Source organism: Halopiger djelfimassiliensis, assembly GCF_000455365.1.
In the GTDB taxonomy this organism is placed as follows: Archaea; Halobacteriota; Halobacteria; order Halobacteriales; family Natrialbaceae; genus Halopiger_B; species Halopiger_B djelfimassiliensis.
In genome coordinates, this window is sequence record NZ_HG315686.1 from 492,621 (window position 1) to 514,682 (window position 22,062).

A 22,062-nucleotide genomic window follows, 5' to 3' on the forward strand; every position below is an offset into this window, starting at 1 on the left:
GACCACGGACCGTGCCAAAAACCATCGGAACCGTTGATCGATCGGAACCCGTGAAATCCCTCCGTAGCCGACTGTCCGCGATCGACAGGGGATGCGTACAGGCGAGGCCGTAGGGCATCCCGCGGGCCAGCTTCGGCGGCGTCGGTTGCCATCGACGGCCGCAGTCGCTCCCTCGGTGTACGACGGTCGTACCGATTTCGAGCCGCTCGAGGGGTGGAACCGGCGACGTTCGGCCGTCAGCGATAGGAGCCGTATAACAAACCGCGCTCTCGTCGGCGACTACACCGACTCATGCGTATCGACACGAAACCGGTTGCGGCCGATATCGGGATACTATGAAACGGACGACACTCGACGTGACGTTCGCGATCGGCTTTTTCGCCGTCGCGGTTGGACTCCTCGTCGCACGCGCAAATCCTGCGACCTCGTACGAGGCATCGATATTCACCGGCCCCCCGACGGTAGTCTGGATCGGGTTCGCCCTCGCGCTCGCGATCGCCGTCGGCACGACGCTTGCGTGTCGCGGCCGCCAGCAGGCGATCGGGATCGGACTCGGAGCGACGACGGTGACGGCGATCGTGAGTCTGCCCGTCGTCAGGAACTACCGGTTTATCGGGATGGGCGACGCGCTCACACATCTCGGGTGGACGCGAGACATCGTCAACGGGGCGCTTCAGCCCCACGAGCTGTTTTACCCCGGCGTGCACTCGATCGCCGCCGTCTTCCATTTCGTCGGCGGGATTCCGATCGAGCGCGCTCTGTTGCTCACCGTCGTCGCCCTGTTCGTCCCGTTTCTGGTGTTCGTCCCGCTGGTCGTCCGGGGGGTCACCGGCGACGGACTGGCGGTCGGCTGTGCGGCGATCGTCTCATGGATGGTGTTGCCGATCAACAACGTCGCGACGCACATGGGCGTGCACACGAACTCGAACGCGCTGTTTCTGGTGCCGGTCGTCCTCTTCGCGTTCGTCGCGTACCTCCGGCGGCGGGCGACGATCGAGCGGCTTCCGTTCGGACTCTCGCCGTTTAGCGTCCTCGTCTATCTCACCGGCATCACGCTGTTGCTGGTCCACCCCCAGCAGATGATCAACGTCGTCGTGCTGGTCGGGACCGTCGCGGGCATTCAGTTTCTCGCCCGCCGCCGGTTCGACGACCATCCGATGGTCGCACACTCGACGATGTACACCCCGACGATCGTGCTCGGAGCCGCCTTTGCCCTCTGGGCGGCGACAAACGAGCGGTTCAGAAACGCGATCAGCGGTCTCGTCGAGGGCATCCTTTCCGCGGACGTCGGTGCCGGTGCCGAGGTCGGACAGCGAGAAGCATCGCTTACCGAAATCGGCGGGAGCCTCGGGGAACTGTTCGTGACGATGTTCTTCGAGGCAGCGCTGATCGGGGCCGTCGTCGGACTCTTCGTACTGGTGATGTGGCTCGGCTGGACCGAAACGGATCGGGAGACGTCGTCGTTCGTCACCTACCTGGCGCTTGCCCTCGTCCCGCTCGGGGGCATCCTGCTGGTCTACCTCCTCGGAACGCCGACCATGGCGTTTCGCCAGATCGGGTTCATCTACGTCGTCGTCACGATCCTCGGCGGGATCGCCCTCGCCCATACCATCGGCGGTCTCTCGCGAGTCATCACGACTCCCGGCGCGAACGCGGTCGCGGCCGTTGTTCTCGGGGCCTGTCTTGTACTCGGGCTGTTGACCGTCTACGCGTCGCCGCTGATCTACAGCCCCAGCCAGCACGTAACCGACGAGATGTACAGCGGCTACGAGTCGGGACTCGACCACGCGGTCGACGACCGGCCGATCGCGGGGCTGGGATACGACCCGTACCGGTACGATCACGGCCTCTACGGACTCGAGCGCGATCAACCGCTGACCAGTGCGGGGACCGCAAGCGGCGAAGTCGACCCCGAAGCGTTCGAGGCGGGCAACTACAGCGGCGCGTACCACGGATCCCAGTACTACTTCGCGGTCACCGAGTTCGACGTCACCCGGGAGGTCGACGTCTATCGGCAACTCCACTACAGCGACGCGTCGCTCGAGGCCCTCGAACGACAGCCGACTGCGGACAAGGTCGTCTCGAACGACGAGTTCGAACTGTACGCCGTCGACGGGACGGCCTGATAACGCAACCGCTGCCCCACGGAGTCGACCGTCGACCGATCGGGAACCTTCGGCCGACGAGCCGCGTCCCATTCACCGTCGATCGGTATTTCCTCTTGGATCACTGCGCACGCGAGACCATTCGGTGGCCGTCACTGCGACGGGGCGTGACGACTCGAGCGAGCGGCCGCTCCAGTAACGGATGCTTAGCCCGCTGGCGCGAGTCGGTCCGTGCAACCGCTCGATCGACCTCGAGTGTTCCCATCCACCGTCGATCGGCCGGAACACGAACGCTCCGTGCGGTAATCAGTCGTTTACCGGGAAAAACCGGATTCCGCATCCCGTTTCGATCCGAATCCAGATCGTAAATTCGGAAGCGATCAACCATACATTGTGACTAGTTCGGTAGTGTTTGAAATATATTCCGTAAATTTAATCCATTTTTCCAAGGAAAAGTTTATGAGTGTAAGCCGGAGTTACGCAAGTGTATGGCGCAGAACCCCCGTACGTCCGAGACGGACTCATCTCCGACTACAGGCCGTAATACCGAATTAACCCGCCGCAACTACGTGCGTTCGTTCGCGGCGGTCGCGGCTGCAGCGACGTCGCTCGGTGCAGCCGGCACGGTAGCGGCACAGGACGACTACGAGGTCATCGAAGCCGCGAATCAGACCGTCCAGATCAGTTCCGGTGAGACGTTCGAGAACAAACTCATCGACATGACGACCGGGCAGGACATCATCATCACTGCCAGCGGTTCGGATTGGACGATCCGAAACGTCGGCTTCAAGGGCGAGAACACCTCCGGCACCGGCTCCGCTACCTTCGGAATCTACGACACGGGTGGCTCGAGCACCGTCGAGAACGTCTACCTCGGCGACGGCTCGGACAGCCGCAACGGAAGTTCTTCGGGCCACGGCCAGACCGCGTTCTGGGTGAACCCGGACCATTCCGGCCACATCGACTTCCGCAACGTCAACATCCAGAACTTTGCGGACAACGCGATCTACGCGTCCGCGCCCGGAACCGGCGGCGGCGGCACGATCCACATCGACCGCTCGTTTGCCGCCAACTGTTATGTCTCTCACTTCCGGCTGGCGACCGAGGGCAGCAAGGTGACGAACTCGAGCGTCTACATCGACGACGAGGGGTATCAGGGCCGCGGTATCTGGGCCTGGGCTCCCGGGACGATCGAGGTCGACAACTGCCAGCTCGAGATGAACGGCCAGAACGTCGCGATCGACGCCGGTGCAAACGGCAGCGCGACGGAGGTCGTGGTCACGGAGACCGACTACGACGAGCAGGCCGGTATTCAGGAACACGCCGGCTCGACCGTCCAACTCGGCGACAGCGTCGGGACCGACCCCGAGGCGTTCATTCCGAGTGGCGTCCCCACAAGCCCCGAAGAAGCGGCCTCGGGCAGCGAGAACTAACGTCGCGATCGTTCCTTGCCGTCCCGGCACGGTCCCCGCTGACGCTGCGACCCTCCCCGATTCCCGCTGACGCTGCGACCCTCCCCGATTCCCGCTGACGCTGCGACCCTCCCCCTGCTGTTTTCCGCCGTCGGTAGGTTCGTTTTGCTCGAGCGACCCGATACCGCCAGCCCCGGTTTCCCTGCTCCCGATCCGACTCGAGTCGCGGCAGGATACGGACCGAAGCCACCCCGAACGGCCGGTGATGGGGAGTAATGTATCATTACGCAAGGTATCGACTCCGAACGACGGGTTCGATACCGCTAGTTCTGTATCTAAGGTAATATGATCTGATTGATTAATTTCTAGGTGGAAATACGATGGTACTGTGAATGAATAGTCAGATATGGATGAATATACGTAAATTTTAAGTATTTTGGAGGAGAAAGTTTATGGCGGTAGTCTCAAATTACCCGGTTGCATGGCACGCGAACCTTCGGTACTGGACGAAGACGAATCCGTCGACGAGACGGCGCCGGGCGGCGGTAATGACGGATTACTCCGCCGACGATCGTATTTGAAACTGGCCGGGGCGACGACGGCGACGGCGGCCCTTTCGGGGGCCGCCGCCGCAGCGGACGACTACGACGTCGTCACGGCACGCGGACAGGTTTTCAGGATCGGACGCGGCGAGACGTTTGAGAACAAACTGATCGATCTCACGAACGGAAACAGCGTGTTGCTGCTCGTGGAAGGTGGCAACTCCGTGATTCGGAACATCGGGTTCAAGGGACTCCATCGCGGCGACGCGTTCATGATCTCGATCACCGCCACGAGCGGTGACGTCCTGATCGAGAACGTCTACCTCGGCGACGGCTCGACCAAGGAAGGCGAGAGCTTCGTCCACGGACCCGGTGCGGTCTTCTATCACCGAAATGCATCCTGCAACGTCACGTTTCGGTACTGTAACGTTCAGGGGTGGCCCAACAACGGCTTTTACTGTTCGAACACCGCCTACGGCGGGTCGGTGCGCTTCGAGAACTGCTACGGAAAGAACAACGGCGTCAGCACCTACCGCGTCGCCGGCGGCGACGACGAAATCGTCAACTGCGTCGCGTACAACGACGGGACCGACTACGGCCCCGGGTGGGGCGGGTATACCGAAGACGCCGGCCGTCCGGTCTGGGTCTGGCCCGGCGGTCCCGTCACGATCGCGGACTCGAATTTCGCGAGCGGTCCTTATCCCCACGCGATGGTCCTCCGTGGCAGCGGTACCGCCCGGATGACCGGCGGCGGCATCCGCGGCAACGTTCAGGGAAGCGGCCTCTCCCGGTCGAACGTCTCGAGTTCGCCGGATCTGTCCGTTCCCGAGGGCGTCCCGACTACCCCCGAAGAAGCCGCTACGGGGAGTACAAGCGCCGATCCGTCCCCGGGGGATGACGGTAACGGAACGGACGCGGACGAGGGCAACGACGGCGACGAAGACGAGCGACTCCCCAACGTCGTCGTTTTCGATGGCCGCGGAACGTCCGGGACGACGAGCTACGAGTTCGTCGTCAGCGACGCGGTCGAGCCAAGCACCGACGAGGACGCGACGGTCGACGACGCGGCGATGGTCGAGGGAACGAACGCGAGCGGCGTCGTCGCCGACTACCTCGACGCCTGGCGCTTCGACGGCGAGATCGAACGGCTCAGCGTCGAGGGCGACGCGGCCGTCCGCGTCAACGGCGTCGCGGTCGATCCGGACGACTTCGACGACGTTCTCGAGAACGTTCTCATCGTCGACGGCGACGCGTCGGACGTGACGCGGTACGAGTTCGCCGTCGACGGGGCGGCCGAGAAGGCAACCGCTGACGGCGCGTCGATCGACGACGAGGACGAGATCGAGGACGGGGTCGTTCACGGCGTCGTTGCCGACTGGAAGGACGCCTTCCGATTCAGCGGCGATCTCGAACGACTGACCGTCGACGGCCCCGGAACGGTCACCGTCAACGGCGACGTGGTCGATCCCGCCGACTACGGCCCGGAACTGCCCCACGTTCTCGAGGTCGAAGGACGGGGCGCGCCGACGAGTTACGAGATCACGGTCGACGGCACGATCGAACTCGACTCGGAAGCGGCCCCCGAACACGAGGCCACGACGATCTCCGGCTCGACCGTCCAGAGTTCCGTCACCGATTCGACACAGACATATCGGTTCTCGGGAGCTTTGACCGACGTGACGTTTACCGACGGCGAGGCTGCCGTGTTCCTCGACGGGGAACGGATCGATACGACCGAGTACGGCGAGCACTCGCTGTTACCGCACGCGCTGGTCATCGACGGGACCGACGCCGACGGACCGAGCACCTATTCGTTCGCGGTCGACGGGACCGTCGTCGCAGCCGACTACCGTGACGCCTCGATCAACGACGACGACGTGATCGAAGGGCGGGCCGTGCGGGGCGCTATCGACGACTGGCTCGACGCCTACTGGTTCGATGGCGACGTCACGGACTTTACGCTGCTCGGCGATGCGACGGTCGATATCCAGTACAACGCGCGAAACCAGTGATCGAGGTCTCCGACAGTCTCGACCGGGAGGTTCGGGTGTCGGAAACGGCGTCTCACGGCGACGATTCTCGAGCGGGCCGAGCGACTGACCGGGACTGACCAGTCCGCGGAAGGAAGGATGGCCCCCGCGCCGCGAACAGCAAGCTGGCACGCGAACTGTCCGGTACGTGAGACGGTCGTCGGGAGCCATGTGGAACTACGTCCGACGCGAGTAAAAGTCCTTCTCGAGCGCGCCGGGAGTTCGAGCGATTCCAACACCGACCGCACGATCAGTGGTGACTCGAGAGGCGAGCGGAATCGGACGGGTCGGAATCGCAGGCTGCGAAACCGATCGACCATATCACGAGAGCGTGGTGCGTCACTCTATCCGGGACAGTTTGCCGTCGACGTCGCGTTCACGCCGGTAATTCGTCACGGCGTGTGCGATCGAAAGCAGGAAAAACGAACCGACGACCGCGCCGGCGAGTGCAAGCGTCGGCACCGATGCAAGCGGTGGAACACCGAGGACGGTCCCGGCGATGAGGACGGCACCGACCACGCTAAGCGCAGCGTACCACCGGTCCCATCGATCCTGACGGTGGGTGTCCGTATCCAGATACATCATCAATAGATCGGCGTTGTCCGACAGCGAGATCAGTCCGCGGTCTTGATCGTACTCGACGATCCCCGCGTCGTCCATCTTGGGTAAATGCGTCTGATAAAGGGCGACGTAGACCCGCTTTCGCTGGTCGGAACTGAGCGCGTTGACGTCCGTATCGTTTTCCCAGGCGGCGATCTGTTCGGCGAGCTCGCCGAGGGTGACCGTCTCTTCGGCCTCGAGCAAGTACGTGAGGACTTCTCGACGTCGTCGGTTCTTCAGAAGTTCGAAAATGACGTCCTTCGAGAGTTGCTCGTCGGCATCGGAATCGCCGACCGACGACGCGATTTCGTCGGGGAGTGACGTATCGATAGATGACATTATCGCGAGCCTCCGACTGCCGGTCCGCCAGAGCGGGCTGTATTCTGCCGTCTCCGATGGTCGAGATCGCCACCGGGCTGTCGGATCGACAGCGACCGCTGTACTCTCGAACGGCGATTCGTAATCACGATTGACACACCAAGTTGTACACCAACAGTGACACTCTTAAACACGGCCACGTTTCGCACCGGCTGCAAAGGGGTACGGGTCGACTTCCCGAGCCGGTGGGTACCGGAACCCGGTCACGCCGCCGGAGACGCGATCGACAGCGAGCGGGGGCGTTCAGTATCGACGGATTGCCCGCGTATATCGACGGCGTACGTGCGGGACGAGCCGGGGATGACGATACGGGGACGGGGTCTCGATGATGCGTCGGCAACACGGCACTGGTAGGAAACGTTCGACTCCATCGACATAAATTCGAGCGTCAGTTTACAGTCGAAAGCGGATTTTACCCGATGAATCCCGTATTTACACCGCGAATACGGGCGCAACGATGCGGACGGTTCATGAGTCGTGTTCACGTCGAGCACGATGGTCGAAGCGGTTCGGTTGATCGCTTCGTCCGACGACGATCGATGGGACACGGTCTCGGCACGGCCGGTAACCGCCTCGAGCGGGCGGGTGGGACTTCGTGCCGACTTTCTTTGTACGGTTTTCCGCCGTTCTTCCGTTGTATTTCGCTGACGTGTGGTCGTAAGTGGGGGTTTCTTTCGAAACCATGTAAACCCCTTACAGTGCCGGCATGGTTTCGTCCACTACTGATGACGCAGTCCATTATCGATCATACGAGACGGGAAACCCAGGAGGCGGAGGCCGGCCTGTGTCCAGACTGCGAAACCGATACGATCGTTCACGATCCGGATCGTGGCGAGCGAGTGTGCAAAGAATGCGGCCTCGTTTTGACCGAAGACCCGATCGATTACGGTCCCGAATGGCGCGCGTTCAACGCACAGGAACACGACGAACTCTCCCGCGTCGGCGCACCGCTTACGCAGTCGATGCACGACCGGGGACTGACCACGACGATCGACTGGCGGAACAAAGACGCCAACGGCCGCTCGATGTCGGCCGACAAACACGGACAGCTCCATCGACTCCGCGTCTGGCAGGAGCGAATCAGAACGAAGAACGCGGGCGAACGCAACCTCAAGTACGCACTCTCGGAGATCGACCGAATGGTCAGCGCCCTCGGCGTCCCGAAACCCGTCAAGGAGACCGCAAGCGTCATCTACCGACAGGCCCTCGAGCAGGACCTCATCCGCGGCCGATCGATCGAAGGCGTCGCGACCTCGGCGTTGTACACCGCCTGTCGTAAGGAGGGCATTCCCCGAAGTCTCGAGGAAGTGACCTCCGTCTCCCGGGTCGATCAACGCGAGATCGGCCGAACGTACCGCTACATCGCCGACGAACTCGATATCAACTTGGAGCCGACGAATCCGCGCCAGTTCGTCCCCCGGTTTTGCTCGGAACTCGACGTCGACAAGGACGTCGAGACCAAGGCGATCGAGATCATCGACCGCACGACCGATCAGGGACTCCACTCGGGGAAATCCCCGACGGGGTTCGCCGCGGCAGCGATCTACGCCGCCGGCCTCCTCTGTGACGAGACGATCCCCCAGCGGGCAGTCGCCGACACCGCACAGACGACCGTCGTCACGGTCAGAAACAGGTACCGCGAACAGCTCGAGGCGATCGACCAGTCGCCGGCTACATGATCGACCGCTCGTCCTCGCTGTAGACCTCCTCGTTCAGGAGGGCATGGAGGTTCGTGTACGGAACGAACGCGATGAAGTCGTCGGCATCGTTGTAGAGCTCGAGTCCTTCGTCGCTGTGGTCGTATCGCTCACAGACGATCTGTCCCTCGGGAAGGATCGCACGGAACATACGAGCCGATATGGTTTCGTGACGCATATAGATTGGACTCGGTTCCTGCAGGGCTGGGACGGCGTCGTCGAGCTAGTTCGTGACGGTGAACTCGGCCAACTGTCCGTTGAGTTCCGCAGCGGTGTCCGACAGCGAATCCACAGCCGTCGACAGCTCCGATATCGTCGCGGTCTGTTCTTCGGCGGCCGCCGCGACGCTGCTTGTCTCCCGCAGCGTCCGCTCGCTCAGTTCGGTCGCGTCGTCGACCATCGACACCACCTGTTGACTCGTCCGTGCCTGCTCATCAGTTGCGTCGTTGATCGATTGCACGCCATCGTTGGCTTCCTGTACGTCGTCCGCGATCCCCTCGAGGGCGGCGAGACTCTCGTCGATCGTTTCCGTCCCGTCGGCGACGTCCCGTTGCATGCGACGGATCTCCTCGACGGCGTCCTGCGCCGACGCCTGGACGCTGCTCACGAGTTCGTCGACGTCACGGGTCGCCTCACCGGTCTCCTCCGACAGCGACTGGATCTCGTTTGCTACGACGGCGAACCGTTTGCCGCTTTCGCCCGCTCGAGCGGCCTCGATCGAGGCGTTGACCGCGAGCAAGTTCGTCTCCTCGGCAATCCCGTCGATCACCTCGACGATATCGCCGACTTCACCCAGTTCCCCCTCCAGCGCTTCGATCCGATCGACGATCGCCTCCGTCCGGCGCTCGATCCGCTCGAGTTCGTCGATGGCCTCGCGCGCGGTCTCACGTCCCGAACGAGCGTGGGTTGCGGCCCGGTCGGAGACGTCCGCGACGCCGTCTGCGGTCGACGCGATCTCCTCGATCGTCGCCGAAAGGGCGCTCATCTCACCGCGGACGCCCTCGAACCGATCGTTTTGCTCGTCCGTCATGTGGGAGATCTCCTCGGCCGATTCACTGACGGAATCGCTTGCGGTTTCGATCTCCTCGACACTCGTCGAGACTTCTCGTCCGACCTCGTCGACCTCGTCCGCGAGGGCCTGGACGCTGTGGAGCATCCCCTCGATGTCGTCGAGCATGGCGTTTACCCCGTCGGCGATCTCCTGCATCGCCTCGTGGTCGCTTTCGATCGTCACGCGGTGGGTGAAATCCCCGTCGGCACACCGTCGTAACACCGCGCGACACCGTTCGGCGTCGGCCTCCAGAGCCTCGTTTCGCCGCTCGACCGTCTCGCGCTGACGTTCGATTCGCTCGCGGCTCTCCTCGAGTTCGTCGATCCGGGTTCGGAGGCCGGTTTGCATCCGTTCGAGGGAACTACCGAACGCCCCGGGAACGTCCTCCTCGAGGACGTCGGCCTCGAAGTCCTCTCGAGCGAGCGCGTCTGCCTGCTCGGCGACCGTCGTCAGTGAGGCGTACATCGCGCCGAACGACTGGTGTAGCTCGCCGATCTCGTCCGACTGCGCGGCCGGCTCCGGTCGATCCTCGAGACGGCCGCTCGCGATCTCGTCTGCGATGCCGCGAAGCTTCCGAAGTGGCTCGATAACGTCCTGTCTGGCGATCAACAGCGTGTTGACGAACGCGATCACTGCGAGGGCGAACACGACCGCCGTCAGGACGAGCTGCCCGGTCGGAAAGACCTCGATCGCCGTTCGTGGACCGAGAAACGCAAGCGGCAGTGCGAACACGACCAGCGTCGAACAGAACTGCAACACGACCGCAGCCATGATCTTCCGTTCAACGCTGCCCGTGATTCCCAGTCTGTCCATCGTTCCCCACAGCAGCGACTCGTATCGCTCGCGTAACGCCCCCGAGCGACCGTCCGCCGTCTCGAGCCGATCGCGAGACACTGTCGACATACGCCGTAGACGTTCGGGGGAGGACTTAAACTCCCCGTAGATTACCAGTTCGAAGTAACTGAAATTTAATTTGACTTGCGATCCGGTTGGTACAACAGACACGACAGGAAAACTATTGAACGGGCGTTCTCGGAGCCCGTGTCGTCAAGAGCGGCGAATGCGTCGAATCGCTCGAAACCGTCGGCGAACATCACACTCCTTCGTCGATCGAAACCGTGCGTCGTAGCCCCTCCAGTCGCCGACTGGTTCACAGCGCGTGCGCGAGCGAAATCGGTTTATCCGCACCGCCGCTACGGGTTGGCAGTGACCGACGAACGTTCTTCGATGCCCTCCGAGGAGCAGCGAAGCGAGTCGACGCCGTCGACCGACGACCGCGACGGTACCGGCGCGGACGCCGAGGCGTTTACGATCGCCGACTTCCACGAGGCCAGCCAGCAGGCGGGACGGCCGGTGCTCACGGCGGCGGCGGTCGCCCGGGCGCTCGAGATCCCCCACGAGGCGGCCAGCGATCGCCTCGAGTCCCTCGCGGACGGGGGCGACCTCGAGCGGCTGTCGGTGTCGACCGACCCCGTCGTCTGGTATCCGAGCGAACTCGAGGATCTGACCGACCGCGAACGGGTCGTCGTCTTTCCGAAACGCCGGGAGATCGTCGTCGACCGGCCCGACCAGTTCACGCGCGCGCAACTCGCACAGTTCGCCCACCTCGAGGACGCAAACGGCGAGCAGGGCTATCGCTACGTCGTCCGACCCGAGGACGTCTGGCAGGCACCACACGACTCCTTCGAGGGGCTGGCACGGACGATGCGTCAGGCGCTCGGCCAGCGCTCGGAGCAACTGGAAGACTGGGTCGAAAGCCAGTGGGATCGCGCCCACCAGTTCAGACTGGTGACACACGAGGACGGCTACACGGTCCTCGAGGCCAAACGCCCCGAGATCATGGGGAACGTAGCCCGCCAGAAACTCGACGAGGAACACGTCCACGCTCCAATCTCCGAGACCGAAGACTGGGTCCGTGAGGGGGCGGCGGCCGCGATCAAGCGCATCCTCTACGAAGCCGGCTATCCCGTGCAGGATCACCGGGACCTAGAATCCGGCGAGGCGCTTTCGATCGACCTTCAGCTCCGACTTCGGGACTACCAGCGGACCTGGGTCGACCGGTTCGCCGAGGCCGGCGAAGGCGTCTTCGTCGGCCCACCGGGCAGCGGCAAAACCGTCGCCGCGATGGGCGCGATGGCCCACGTCGAGGGCGAAACTCTGGTGTTGGTTCCGAGCCGAGACCTCGCCCGTCAGTGGGCCGACGCGATCGCCGAGTACACGTCGCTCGAGCCCCACCAGATCGGACAGTACCACGGCGGACAGAAGAACGTTCGGCCGGTCACGATCGCCACCTACCAGATCGCCGGCATGGACCGCCACCGGTCGCTGTTCGACGACCGCGAGTGGGGGCTGGTGATCTTCGACGAGTGCCAGCACGTCCCCTCGGACGTCTACCGGCGGAGCACGCACCTGCAGTCCCGACATCGGCTGGGACTCAGCGCCAGCCCCATCCGCGAGGACGATCGCCAGACGGAGATCTTCACGCTCGTCGGCCCGCCGATCGGCACCGATTGGCAGGCGCTGTTCGAGTCCGGCTTCGTCGCCGAGCCCGAACTCGAGATCCGCTATGTCCCGTGGGGCGACGACGAACAGCCAAACGCCTACGCGTCGGCGGAGGGCCGGGAGAAGTACCGTATCGCCGCGAAGAATCGGGGCAAGATCGACGAGGTTCGATACCTGCTGTCCGCACACCCCGATTCGAAGGCGCTCGTGTTCGTCGATTACCTCGAGCAGGGACGGGACCTCGCGGCCGCCCTCGACGTCCCCTTCCTCAGCGGCGAGACCCCGCATCACGAACGCCGGCGGCTGCTCGAGGAGTTCCGGCGGAACGAGCGCGATCTGTTGGTCGTCTCGCGGGTCGGCGACGAGGGGATCGACCTCCCGACGGCCGACCTCGCCATCATCGCTTCGGGACTCGGCGGTTCGCGCCGGCAGGGAACCCAGCGGGCCGGCCGAACGATGCGGCCCGCGGGCGGCGCGCTCGTGTACGTGCTCGCGACGCGTGGCACCCGCGAGGAGGACTTCGCCCGCCGACAGCTCCAGCACCTCGGGCGCAAGGGGATGACGGTGCGAGAGAAAACGATCGAGCGCGAATCCGAAACCGAGGATTAGCCGACCTCGGCGATCGGCGGCGCGTCGGGTTCGACCGCTTCGACGCGTTCGACGTCCTCGACCGCTTCGACGCCGACGCCGGCCTCGAGTTCCCGGCTCGCGAGCGCGGCGAGGCTCTCGTCGTCTGCGGGGATCTCGAGGGCGACGCGGACGCGGAGGTCGACGGTCGTATCGTTGAGTCCGGGCGAGACCTGCCGGACATCGGCGTCGGCGATCGCGTCGACGGCCTCGATTCGTTCGACGACCCGAACCGCGCCGTCCGCGAGGCTGCCGGTCGCACCGAGCGGGACGCGCACGGTGAGCGTTGCGACGACTGAATCACAGTGGCGCTGCATACACCCCCGTCGAGACTCGAACTCGACGCTCGGGCGGAGCCCGCGTGTTGACCAGTACACTACGGGGGACCGTGTCCCGGCGCCGAACGGACCTGCTGACCGGTTACCAACGAGGGAGGAATCCCGAAAACCAGTCCAGTCGGCCGTCCGGCCGGGAGCGTGATTACGCGGCACGGACGGAACCGACACCGACCGGGACGAGCCCCGACAGCGGGCCCGGATTCCGTCCACGCGTTCCGTACTCGAGCCTATACCCGTGGGTCAGATACACGGGGGCGGACTCGAGGACCCACTTCCCGGCGCGAGTAGCGCCGTCGAAGCGAGTCGAGTGCGTGGTCGGAATCATCGGTCGGGAGACATCGACAACATTCCGTGGCAACGATATAATACTTTCCCGGGGATGTTCACAAGCCGCATTATCGGGCCGCGAGCGCTTCCCGACCGCGTCCCGGTTCTCGGAACCGCGGCGATGAGGCCAATCTTCAAGGTACCTGGTTCGAAGTGTTGTGATAGCATGAACGCGTCGCGCGTAGTCGGGGTGGGGCACCGGTGAGCGAACAACGGGAAATCCTCGTCGGCGAGACAGACGACGGGTCGGAGCTGCATCTCCCCGTCGTCGAACTGCTGACAGGACGCGGATTCGTCACGGGCAAGAGCGGTTCCGGGAAGTCAAACACCGCGTCGGTCATCGCCGAGGAACTGCTCGAGGCCGGCTTTCCGCTACTCATCGTCGACACGGACGGCGAGTACTACGGCCTGAAAGAGGAGTACGAGATGCTCCACGCCGGGGCCGACGAGGAGTGTGACATCCAGATCGGGCCCGAACACGCCGAACAGATGGCGTCGCTCGCGCTCGAGGAGAACGTGCCGGTGATCCTCGACGTATCGGGGTATCTCGACGAGGACGTCGCGGACGAACTCCTCCGGAAGATCGCACGTCAACTGTTCGTCAAGGAGAAGAAACTGAAAAAGCCCTTTCTGCTGGTCGTCGAGGAGGTCCACGAGTACATCCCCGAGGGCGGCGGCGTCGGCGAGACGGGCAACCTCCTGATCAAGATCAGCAAACGCGGTCGGAAACACGGGCTGGGCATTCTCGGCATCAGCCAGCGCCCGGCCGACGTCAAGAAGGACTTCATCACGCAGGCGAACTGGCTCGTCTGGCACCGGCTCACCTGGGATAACGACACCAAGGTCGTCGGCCGGATCATCGACACCGAGTACGCGGAACTCGTCTCGGATCTCGACGACGGGCAGGCGTTCGTCCAGACCGACTGGACCGAAGTCGACGTCCGCAAGGTCCAGTTCCGCCGGAAGCGAACGTTCGACGCCGGTGCAACCCCGGGCCTCGACGACTTCGAACGGCCCGAACTCAAGTCCGTCTCCGACGCGTTGGTCGGGGACCTGCAGGAGATCTCCGAGCGAAAGGAGCGCAAACAGGACCGGATCCACCAACTCGAGGCCGAACTCGAGAAGAAAGAGACCCGCATCGAAACCCTGGAGGACGAACTCGAGTCCGCCCGCGACGTCTCGAACGCGGCCAAACAGATGGCCGATGCCCTGAGCAACCCGGGGACGGTCCAGACGCAACTGGGTGGCAACGACGAGGAACTGCGACGGCTCCACGAGGAGGTCGTCGAACTCGAGACCGAACGCGACGAACTCGAGGCCGAACTCGCCGACCGCGACGATCGCATCGACGCGCTCGAAACCGAACTCGCGGACCGAGCCGATCGCATCGAGGATCTCGAGGCGGAACTCGAGTCACGGACGGAGACGGTAAACCGGCTCCGCGAGGAGGCCAAACGACTGCGGGAACGCGTCCAGACGCTCGAAACGGAGGGCGACGCCGAAGACGAGGGCGAAACCCCGTCCGAGACCGACGACGAATCGATCGTTCAGGCCGGCGGGACCGGGTTCGAGTTCGGGTACGCGACCGTCGAGCCGGACGCCCCCTCGAACATCCGCATCGCTAACGTAGACGACGACAGGGACCTCGTCGATCTCCTCGAGCCGACATGGATCGGCGAACGACTCGAGTGCGCGAGCGAACAGTCGCAGTGTTCGGTGGAGACGGCAGCCCGCGTCCTCGCCGTCCTCGCCCGCTCTGGCCCGCTCGAGACCGAGCGGATCGCGAGCCGCGTCGGGCGCTCGACGGTCGCGGTCCAGAGTCTGCTCTCGGAGTTGCGAACCGAATCGGTCCTCGACCGGCGGGGCGAGCGTACCTACGCGATCGACGACGACGTCCGTTCGAAGCTGTCCGCGATGGCGGCTGACGACTGACCCTTACCGGGAAAGACGGTCGCCGACCGCCTCGATCGCCGACGGGGTGACGTGTTGGTGGACCGGAAGCGTAACGATCTCCCGGGAGAGCCGCGTCGCGGTTTCGTAGGCCGAGTCGTCGACGACTGCTCGGGAGAGCCGCGGCCAAGTGTGTGCGCCGACACCGCAGTCGTCCAGTTCCTCGAGAAACGCCGTCGGCCGCTCGGCCCGGACCGGGAACGTTTGCGGACAGATCCCGGGCGGAAGCGACTCGAAGACGATCTCGAGGTCGTCCCGCGGGGCGAGCAGTCGTCGCCACGTCCGGTAGTTCTCCCGTCTCCGGGTTCGGACCGCCGCCGGATCGGCGTTCTCGACGACGGTCGCTGCGAGCTTCGACATCCGCGTTTTGCCGTCCTCGTACCGTTCGGCCGGCCCGCCGACCGCGGGCGACGACCCCTCGTCGGCGACGACCGACTCGAGCGCCCGCCAGAGCGTGCCGTCGGTGTCGAACAGTTTCCGGGCGGCGGCCGCGAGAACGAACCGACAGTCCGCCGCGTCGATCCGATCGCGAACGCCGGCCAGCGGCGACGGATCGTACGCGTCGATCGCGCCCTCGGCGTTCAGATAGAGCAGCGCTCCGTTGGGGATCGGCAGGAGCTTCCAGAGGCTCGTTACTCCGAGGTGGCCGCGGGTCCCGAGCAACGTCTCGCCGTCGACGCTGAGCGGCGCGTGGGCGTTGTCGTCGACGTGATAGCAGTCGTAATCGGCGGCGATAGCGGACAGCTCCTCGAGCCCGGGCTGGGGAAAGCCGAAGTAATCGACCGAGACGACGGCGACGGAGTCGTCGTCGATCCGGCGCTCTAGATCGACGAAATCAGGAGCGAGGGTGGGTTCGACGGCGTAATAGCGCGACTCGAGGCCGAGTTCGGAAAGCGGCTCGACGACGGCATCCGGGAGGTACGCGGGAACGAGGACGTTCTGGCCGGGTTCGACGAGACCCGAGAGACCGTCGCGAAGCGCCACCTTCCCCGACCCGTAGACGGTGACCGCCCGAGCGTGACCCTCGAGAAACGGCTTGATGCCGGTCGACTCGCCGGCCGACGGCGGCTTCGGCGCATCGAACAGCGACGGGGCGTTTCGTATCATCCGTCCGGAGTCGAACGAGGGCTGCTGGTCATCGAGACGATCATCCCGTCGTGGCTTTACCGAACCGGACCTTAGTGATAGAGCCGATACGACGGTCGCGATCGGGGCAGGCGGAGCTTACACGGCCCCATCGTTCAATGGCCGAATCGCGAGCGACGACTGAAGAGCCGGCTTACACGGGCCAAGCGCTCGCATAACAAAGCGCAGACGGATCCTCCCGTTTCGTATGGACGATTCGACCGACGAAGACGGGCTGCGTCTCCTCGTTGTCGGACTCGATGCCGCCTGTCGACCGGTGCTCGAACCCCTGTTCGAATCGGGAGCGACCCCGACGCTGGAGCGGCTGTTCGAAACCGGAACGAGCGGCCCGCTCGAGTCCCAGATCCCGCCGTGGACGGCGAGCGCGTGGCCGTCGCTGTACACCGGGAAAAACCCCGGCAAACACGGCGTCTACGACTTCCTGTCGTTCGACGGCTACGATTGGGACGTCGTCAACTCGACCCACGTCCGGGAACGACCCGTCTGGGAGCTGTTGAGCGAGCACGGGGTCTCGAGCGTCGTCGTCAACGTTCCCGTCACCCATCCCTCACGGGAGTTCGACGGCGCGTTGCTCCCCGGGATGACCGCCCCGGAAGACCCGGTCTGCCATCCCGAAGGGATCCTCGAGGACGTGAAACTCGCCTGTGGCGACTACCGGATCTATCCACAGAGCGGACCGGAACCGGACCGGTCGATCGACGGCTACGAACGAACCATCGAACTCCGGGGGAAGGCGTTTCGTTACCTCTGCCGGCGGATCGATCCCGGGTTCGGGTTCCTCCAGTTCCAACAGACCGACTCGGTGTTCCACGAACGACCCGGGGACAAGGCGGCGATCGAAGCCGTCTACCGGGAAGTTGACCGACAGCTCGCCGAAACGATCGAGGAAACCGATCCCGATACCGTACTGGTCGTCAGCGACCACGGGATGGGACGGGTGTCCGGCCCCGAGTTCCGGATCAACGAGTTCCTCCGGGAACAGGGGTACGTACGGACACAGAACGGCGGCGAGGGGATGCCCGACTGGTCGAAAGCCTGGGAGAACGACCTGCTCGAGGGAGAGGACGCCGGCGATCACGAGGAACGCGTCCTCGAGAGAGCCATGAACGTCGCCGCGACGTTCGGGATCACGACCCAGCGGGTCGCGGGGGCGCTCGATCGGGTCGGTCTCGCGGAGCCGATCGGCCGCCGGATTCCGAACGATATGATCCGAGCGGCGAGCGAACAGGTCGACTTCCACAACTCGAAGGCGTACATGCGCTCGAAGAGCGAACTCGGCGTTCGGATCAACCTCGCGGGCCGCGAGCCGAACGGGCAGGTGCCCGAATCCGAGTACGAACGCGTACGCGATGACATCATCACGGACCTGTCGGCCGTTCGGACACCCGGCGGCGAACCGATGTTCGATGCCGTCGAACCACGGGAGACGTTCTTCGAGGGACCATACGTCGACGACGCTCCCGACATCGTGACCGTCCCCGCCGACTTCGACACCGCGGTCGTCGCCGACCTCGGCGCGGAGCAGTTTGGCGACCCCCTCGAGCCGTGGAACCACAAACGCACCGGCATCGTGGCGGCCGCCGGCGCTGGGATCGACGACAGCGCCGCGCTCGAGGGGGCAACGATCTTCGACGTCGCGCCGACGATCTGTTCGCTGTTCGACGTGCCCGTCGACGCCGCCATGGACGGGACGCCCTTGCCGATCGTCGACGGCGGGCGGGAGGCGGAGTATCCCGCCTACGAGCCGGAGCCGATCGCGGCCACCGACGATCGGGTCGTCGAGGAGCGACTCTCCGATCTGGGGTACCTATGAGCGTCGAGGTGTCCGTTCTCGATCCACACACCGACGCGGACGAGTGGAACCGGTACGTCGAACGCTCCGACGGGTCGAACCCGTTCTTTCGGGCCGAAGCCATCCGGCTGCAGGCCACGGATACGGAGACGAAACCGTACCTGCTGGCCGGCTTCAAGGGGCAAGAACCGGTCGGGGTCTTCCCCGTCTTCGAGTACACCAAAGGTCCCATCACCGGCGTCTTCTCCCCGGCCCCGAAGTCGTGGTCGTGTTACCTCGGGCCGGCGCTGTTGAACGTCGACAAACTCAAACAGCGCAAGGCCGACCGGCGCATCAAGGCGTTCCTCGAGAACTGCCTCGAGTGGATCGAGGCGGAGATCTCACCGCTGTACAGCCGGATCATCGCGGCCGAGTTCGATGACGTCCGGCCGTTCGTCTGGAACGAGTACACCGTCGAACCGGAGTACACCTACGTCGTCGACCTAGACTGTTCGGAGTCGGAGCTACTCGATCGGTTCAGCAGCGACGCCCGCAGCAACGTCCGGAACGCTGACGCGGACGCCTACGTCATCGAGGAAGGCGACATCGACGATGTCGAACGAATCGTCGATCAGGTGGCACAACGCTACGAGAATCAGGGTCGATCGTTCCAGTTGAGTCCCTCGTTCGCACGCGGGGTATACGAGGAACTCCCTGACGGGTCGATCCGCCCCTACGTCTGTCGGGTCGACGGCGCGTTCGCCGGCGGGATCCTCGTCGTCGAATCCGAGACGACCAGGTACCGCTGGCAAGGCGGCGTCAAACCCGATACCGATATCGACCTCGCGGTCAACGATCTCCTCGACTGGCACGTCATGCGAGACGGGCTGCGGAGCGGCCTCGATCGGTACGATCTCGTCGGTGCCGGCGTCCCCAGTATCAACCGCTACAAGGCGAAGTTCAACCCCCGACTCGAGACGAACTACGTCATCACCTCGGGAGCGTTCGGACTCGAGATGGCGATCGATCGGTACCGGAAGCTCCGGTAGGGGCCGTTCAGTCGGCGATCCAGTACTTCGACTGGCGGGCGTCGTCGAGACAGACCCGACTGGCGACCAGCCCTTGTGTCTCGAGTTTCCCGAGCGCGTAGCGGACGGTCCGGGGACACAGCCGCGATTCGGCCGCGATTTCGTCCTGAGTCAGCGATCCCTCGTACTCGAGGACCTTGTAGACGAGTTTCGCACTCGGCGGGAGGTCGGAGACTGAAACTGCACGATCGTCACCGTCGGCGTCGGAGTCGTGGTCGGTTGCACTCATAGGAGTCTCGGCCGTACCAGTGCGTACCTCGAGTCACGTATATACGGTTTCGACAGTTCAGAAAGATAGGGAGGTACTAACGCAACCGAACGCCAGGACCGACGGCGTGCACGTCCGTTCTATAGTAACAACTGCAACGGTTTACACACCGATCGCACAGCCGTCGTGCGATCTGGGTGTGCAGTGACTCGCAGTGGCTCTATCGCCTTCGCGGGCGGCCGTCGCGTCTCGAGAGACGGGACAGCTCCGTCGGTCGTTCTGCACGACCGGTTTAACCGGTACATAGTAAGGCAGGCAGCAGGCCAACGGCCGGTATGTTCGGGACCAGCGGTATTCGTGGCCCCGTCGGCGACGCGGTGACTGCCGAACTGGCCCTCGCCGTCGGCCGCGCAGTCGCCTCGGAGGGAAACGAGCGCGTCGTTCTCGGGCGTGACGTCCGCGAGAGCGGGCGGATGCTCGTCGACGCCGTCGCCGCGGGGCTGTGTGAGTGTGGCGCGGATGTCCACGAGGTCGGCATCGAGACGACGCCGACGCTCGCCCGGGCGGTCGATTACCTCGACGCCGATGCAGGGATCGTCGTCACGGCCTCGCACAACCCACCATCCGACAACGGACTCAAACTCCGGACACCCTCCGGAAAGGCGTTCGGCCCGGAAAAGCGGGAGGCGATCGCACGCCGCGTGCGCGAAGACGATTACAAACTCGCGCCGTGGGACGACCTCGGCGACCGTCAGCGCTGTGGCGACGTCCGGGACGCCCACGCCGAACGGATCATCGACGCCGTCGATCCCGACGGAACGCCGAGCGTCGTCGTCGACATCGGGAACGGGACCGGCGGACTCACGGCCTCGGTTCTCGACGATCTCGGCTGTTCGGTCCGGACGCTACACGGCAACCGCGACGGGTCGTTCCCCGGCCGGCCGAGCGAGCCGACCCGGGAGACGCTCGAGGCGCTCGCGACGTTCGTCTCGCGAACGGACGCGCTCCTCGGCGTCGCCCACGACGGCGACGCGGACCGAATGCTTGCCGTCGACGAAACCGGAACGTTCGTCCCGAAGGATTCGCTGCTTGCCCTGTTCGCTCGAGCGGCGGCGGACGAGGGAGACAGGATTGCCGTCCCGGTCGATACGAGCCTCGCCGTCGACGACGCACTCTCTCCCCTCGGTGCGTCAGTGACGCGGACCCGCGTCGGTGACGTCTTCGTGGCCGAACGGACCACGGAGCCGGACGTCGTCTTCGGCGGCGAGCCAAGCGGGGCCTGGATCTGGCCGGCGGAAACCCGCTGTCCGGACGGCCCGCTTGCCGCCGCCAAGCTCGTCGAACTAGTCTCGAACCGCGGCCCGCTCTCCGAACTCGTCGGCTCGATCCCCCGCTATCCGATTCGCCGAACGTCGGTCGACGTGACGGACAAAACGGCCGCGATGGACGGGATCCGTCGCCGCGTCGCCGATCGGTACGCCGATGTCGACACTCGAGACGGCGTCCGCGTCGAGACCGACGACGGCTGGTTCCTCGTCCGTGCGAGCGGAACGGAACCGCTCGTCCGCGTTACTGCCGAGGCACGGACCGAGCCCGACACCGATCGCCTGTTCGACGAGGCGACCGCGCTCGTGGCCGCTGTCACACGCGAGTAAGCGGGACCCGGTCGAGACTGGGAGCCGACTCGAGGAGCGACCGTCCGTGAGCGGTGCGAGTACGCACGGACCGCGAAAAGCGTTATCTGGCTTCCTTCGGAATGAAATCGGACGTCTTCATCTCCCGGTACGTCGCACACTCGGGACAGGCGTGGACGACGTCGCGGTTGTCGCCGAAAACGCGGGCGAACTGCCGGGTGACCTGGTTACCGCAGTTGACACATCGGGGAGCGCTCGTTTGCTGTCCGGACGTCATCGGCGTCCACTTCGCATCGGGTGATTCTGTCGACATCACACACTCGTAGCGACAGAACGGTATTTACTATAGACCGCATAATTCGCGTCTCGGGAATTAGTCTCGCATTTCAGCCGGGGTGATCGGCCGCGGGAGACCGTTCGGATATCCGGAGCGTAACGCGCTCTTTCCGCCGTAACGATACATTTATCGACGGTAACCAATGGTTACATTCGCCGGGCGGGCCGCAACAGGCGTCACGCCCCGGGGTGCTCGAGCGGTCATGACGGGCCGATCGACCGAGCGGTCGATCGACGACGGAACGGGAGTAATCGCTCTATAATTATCCGCCTGATTATCGTCTGTCGTCGACATGAAAGCGATCGTGCTTGCGGCGGGG

General features: G+C 64.4%; 16 protein-coding genes. 9 read left to right on the forward strand and 7 right to left on the reverse strand.

Annotated elements, in window-relative coordinates:
• Positions 1-335 precede the first annotated feature (335 nt).
• The 3 genes from TX80_RS13445 (at position 336) to TX80_RS13460 (ending at position 6,071) form a co-directional block, all read left to right on the forward strand.
• Positions 336-2,126, forward strand: coding sequence for a hypothetical protein (locus TX80_RS13445; RefSeq protein ID WP_049923636.1), 1,791 nt, complete (start codon positions 336-338; stop codon positions 2,124-2,126).
• Between the two features lie 467 nt (positions 2,127-2,593).
• A complete protein-coding gene (locus TX80_RS13455; protein WP_049923638.1) occupies positions 2,594-3,538 on the forward strand; it encodes a hypothetical protein in 945 nt (314 codons plus the stop codon).
• A gap of 460 nt (positions 3,539-3,998) precedes the next feature.
• The gene (locus TX80_RS13460) at positions 3,999-6,071 is read left to right on the forward strand and encodes a hypothetical protein (protein ID WP_049923639.1); all 2,073 of its coding nucleotides are present in this window, start codon (positions 3,999-4,001) and stop codon (positions 6,069-6,071) included.
• A gap of 357 nt (positions 6,072-6,428) precedes the next feature.
• Here the strand turns inward: TX80_RS13460 and TX80_RS13465 are convergent, their stop codons facing one another.
• Positions 6,429-7,028: a DUF7344 domain-containing protein gene (locus TX80_RS13465; RefSeq protein WP_049923640.1), complete on the reverse strand. Its 600-nt coding sequence runs from the start codon at positions 7,026-7,028 to the stop codon at positions 6,429-6,431.
• Between the two features lie 764 nt (positions 7,029-7,792).
• Here TX80_RS13465 and TX80_RS13470 point away from each other — a divergent pair.
• Complete coding sequence (locus tag TX80_RS13470) at positions 7,793-8,746, forward strand: transcription initiation factor IIB (protein WP_049923641.1); 954 nt, start codon at positions 7,793-7,795, stop codon at positions 8,744-8,746.
• On the opposite strand, the gene TX80_RS19490 is transcribed toward TX80_RS13470, so the two are convergent.
• Entirely contained in the window at positions 8,739-8,915 is a 177-nt protein-coding gene (locus TX80_RS19490; RefSeq protein WP_195893082.1) for a hypothetical protein, read from the reverse strand. The genes TX80_RS13470 and TX80_RS19490 overlap by 8 nt on opposite strands.
• Positions 8,916-8,987: 72 nt before the next feature.
• Complete coding sequence (locus TX80_RS13475; RefSeq protein ID WP_049923642.1) at positions 8,988-10,718, reverse strand: methyl-accepting chemotaxis protein; 1,731 nt, start codon at positions 10,716-10,718, stop codon at positions 8,988-8,990.
• A 303-nt stretch (positions 10,719-11,021) separates the two neighbouring features.
• On the opposite strand from TX80_RS13475, the gene TX80_RS13480 reads away from it, so the two are divergent.
• Positions 11,022-12,926, forward strand: a complete 1,905-nt coding sequence (locus tag TX80_RS13480; RefSeq protein WP_049923643.1) for a DEAD/DEAH box helicase — start codon at positions 11,022-11,024, stop codon at positions 12,924-12,926.
• Here TX80_RS13480 and TX80_RS13485 read toward each other — a convergent pair.
• Positions 12,923-13,261 (reverse strand): hypothetical protein, encoded by a 339-nt coding sequence (locus TX80_RS13485; RefSeq protein WP_049923644.1) that lies wholly within the window; start codon positions 13,259-13,261, stop codon positions 12,923-12,925. The two genes, TX80_RS13480 and TX80_RS13485, sit on opposite strands and share 4 nt — an antisense overlap.
• Positions 13,262-13,810: 549 nt before the next feature.
• On the opposite strand from TX80_RS13485, the gene TX80_RS13495 reads away from it, so the two are divergent.
• Positions 13,811-15,541, forward strand: coding sequence for an ATP-binding protein (locus TX80_RS13495; RefSeq protein ID WP_049923646.1), 1,731 nt, complete (start codon positions 13,811-13,813; stop codon positions 15,539-15,541).
• A 3-nt stretch (positions 15,542-15,544) separates the two neighbouring features.
• On the opposite strand, the gene TX80_RS13500 is transcribed toward TX80_RS13495, so the two are convergent.
• Positions 15,545-16,666, reverse strand: a complete 1,122-nt coding sequence (locus TX80_RS13500; RefSeq protein WP_049923647.1) for a DegT/DnrJ/EryC1/StrS family aminotransferase — start codon at positions 16,664-16,666, stop codon at positions 15,545-15,547.
• 226 nt (positions 16,667-16,892) lie between these two features.
• Here TX80_RS13500 and TX80_RS13505 point away from each other — a divergent pair, with 226 nt between their 5' ends.
• Together TX80_RS13505 and TX80_RS13510 are read left to right on the forward strand one after the other, a co-directional pair.
• Positions 16,893-18,518, forward strand: coding sequence for an alkaline phosphatase family protein (locus TX80_RS13505; protein ID WP_049923648.1), 1,626 nt, complete (start codon positions 16,893-16,895; stop codon positions 18,516-18,518).
• The gene (locus TX80_RS13510; RefSeq protein ID WP_049923649.1) at positions 18,515-19,525 is read left to right on the forward strand and encodes a lipid II:glycine glycyltransferase FemX; all 1,011 of its coding nucleotides are present in this window, start codon (positions 18,515-18,517) and stop codon (positions 19,523-19,525) included. The genes TX80_RS13505 and TX80_RS13510 overlap by 4 nt, the downstream gene beginning before the upstream one ends.
• 7 nt (positions 19,526-19,532) lie before the next feature.
• On the opposite strand, the gene TX80_RS13515 is transcribed toward TX80_RS13510, so the two are convergent.
• Positions 19,533-19,793 carry a MarR family transcriptional regulator gene (locus tag TX80_RS13515; protein WP_049923650.1) on the reverse strand — a complete coding sequence of 87 codons (261 nt, stop codon included), beginning with the start codon at positions 19,791-19,793 and terminating at the stop codon, positions 19,533-19,535.
• A gap of 314 nt (positions 19,794-20,107) precedes the next feature.
• Here TX80_RS13515 and glmM point away from each other — a divergent pair, with 314 nt between their 5' ends.
• On the forward strand, positions 20,108-21,427 hold the full coding sequence (gene glmM / locus TX80_RS13520; protein WP_049923651.1) for a phosphoglucosamine mutase: 1,320 nt from the start codon (positions 20,108-20,110) through the stop codon (positions 21,425-21,427).
• 82 nt (positions 21,428-21,509) lie between these two features.
• Here glmM and TX80_RS13525 read toward each other — a convergent pair whose 3' ends face one another.
• Positions 21,510-21,719, reverse strand: a complete 210-nt coding sequence (locus TX80_RS13525) for a DUF7563 family protein (protein WP_049923652.1) — start codon at positions 21,717-21,719, stop codon at positions 21,510-21,512.
• Positions 21,720-22,062 lie beyond the last annotated feature (343 nt).

Coding starts and splice junctions, on each gene's coding strand:
- TX80_RS13510 (WP_049923649.1), top strand. CDS start 18,515: ATGAGCGTCGAGGTGTCCGTTCTCGATCCACACACCGACGCGGACGAG.
- TX80_RS13465 (WP_049923640.1), bottom strand. CDS start 7,028: ATGTCATCTATCGATACGTCACTCCCCGACGAAATCGCGTCGTCGGTC.
- glmM (WP_049923651.1), top strand. CDS start 20,108: ATGTTCGGGACCAGCGGTATTCGTGGCCCCGTCGGCGACGCGGTGACT.
- TX80_RS13485 (WP_049923644.1), bottom strand. CDS start 13,261: ATGCAGCGCCACTGTGATTCAGTCGTCGCAACGCTCACCGTGCGCGTC.
- TX80_RS13460 (WP_049923639.1), top strand. CDS start 3,999: ATGGCACGCGAACCTTCGGTACTGGACGAAGACGAATCCGTCGACGAG.
- TX80_RS13525 (WP_049923652.1), bottom strand. CDS start 21,719: ATGTCGACAGAATCACCCGATGCGAAGTGGACGCCGATGACGTCCGGA.
- TX80_RS19490 (WP_195893082.1), bottom strand. CDS start 8,915: ATGTTCCGTGCGATCCTTCCCGAGGGACAGATCGTCTGTGAGCGATAC.
- TX80_RS13515 (WP_049923650.1), bottom strand. CDS start 19,793: ATGAGTGCAACCGACCACGACTCCGACGCCGACGGTGACGATCGTGCA.
- TX80_RS13445 (WP_049923636.1), top strand. CDS start 336: ATGAAACGGACGACACTCGACGTGACGTTCGCGATCGGCTTTTTCGCC.
- TX80_RS13470 (WP_049923641.1), top strand. CDS start 7,793: ATGACGCAGTCCATTATCGATCATACGAGACGGGAAACCCAGGAGGCG.
- TX80_RS13455 (WP_049923638.1), top strand. CDS start 2,594: ATGGCGCAGAACCCCCGTACGTCCGAGACGGACTCATCTCCGACTACA.
- TX80_RS13505 (WP_049923648.1), top strand. CDS start 16,893: ATGGACGATTCGACCGACGAAGACGGGCTGCGTCTCCTCGTTGTCGGA.
- TX80_RS13475 (WP_049923642.1), bottom strand. CDS start 10,718: ATGTCGACAGTGTCTCGCGATCGGCTCGAGACGGCGGACGGTCGCTCG.
- TX80_RS13500 (WP_049923647.1), bottom strand. CDS start 16,666: ATGATACGAAACGCCCCGTCGCTGTTCGATGCGCCGAAGCCGCCGTCG.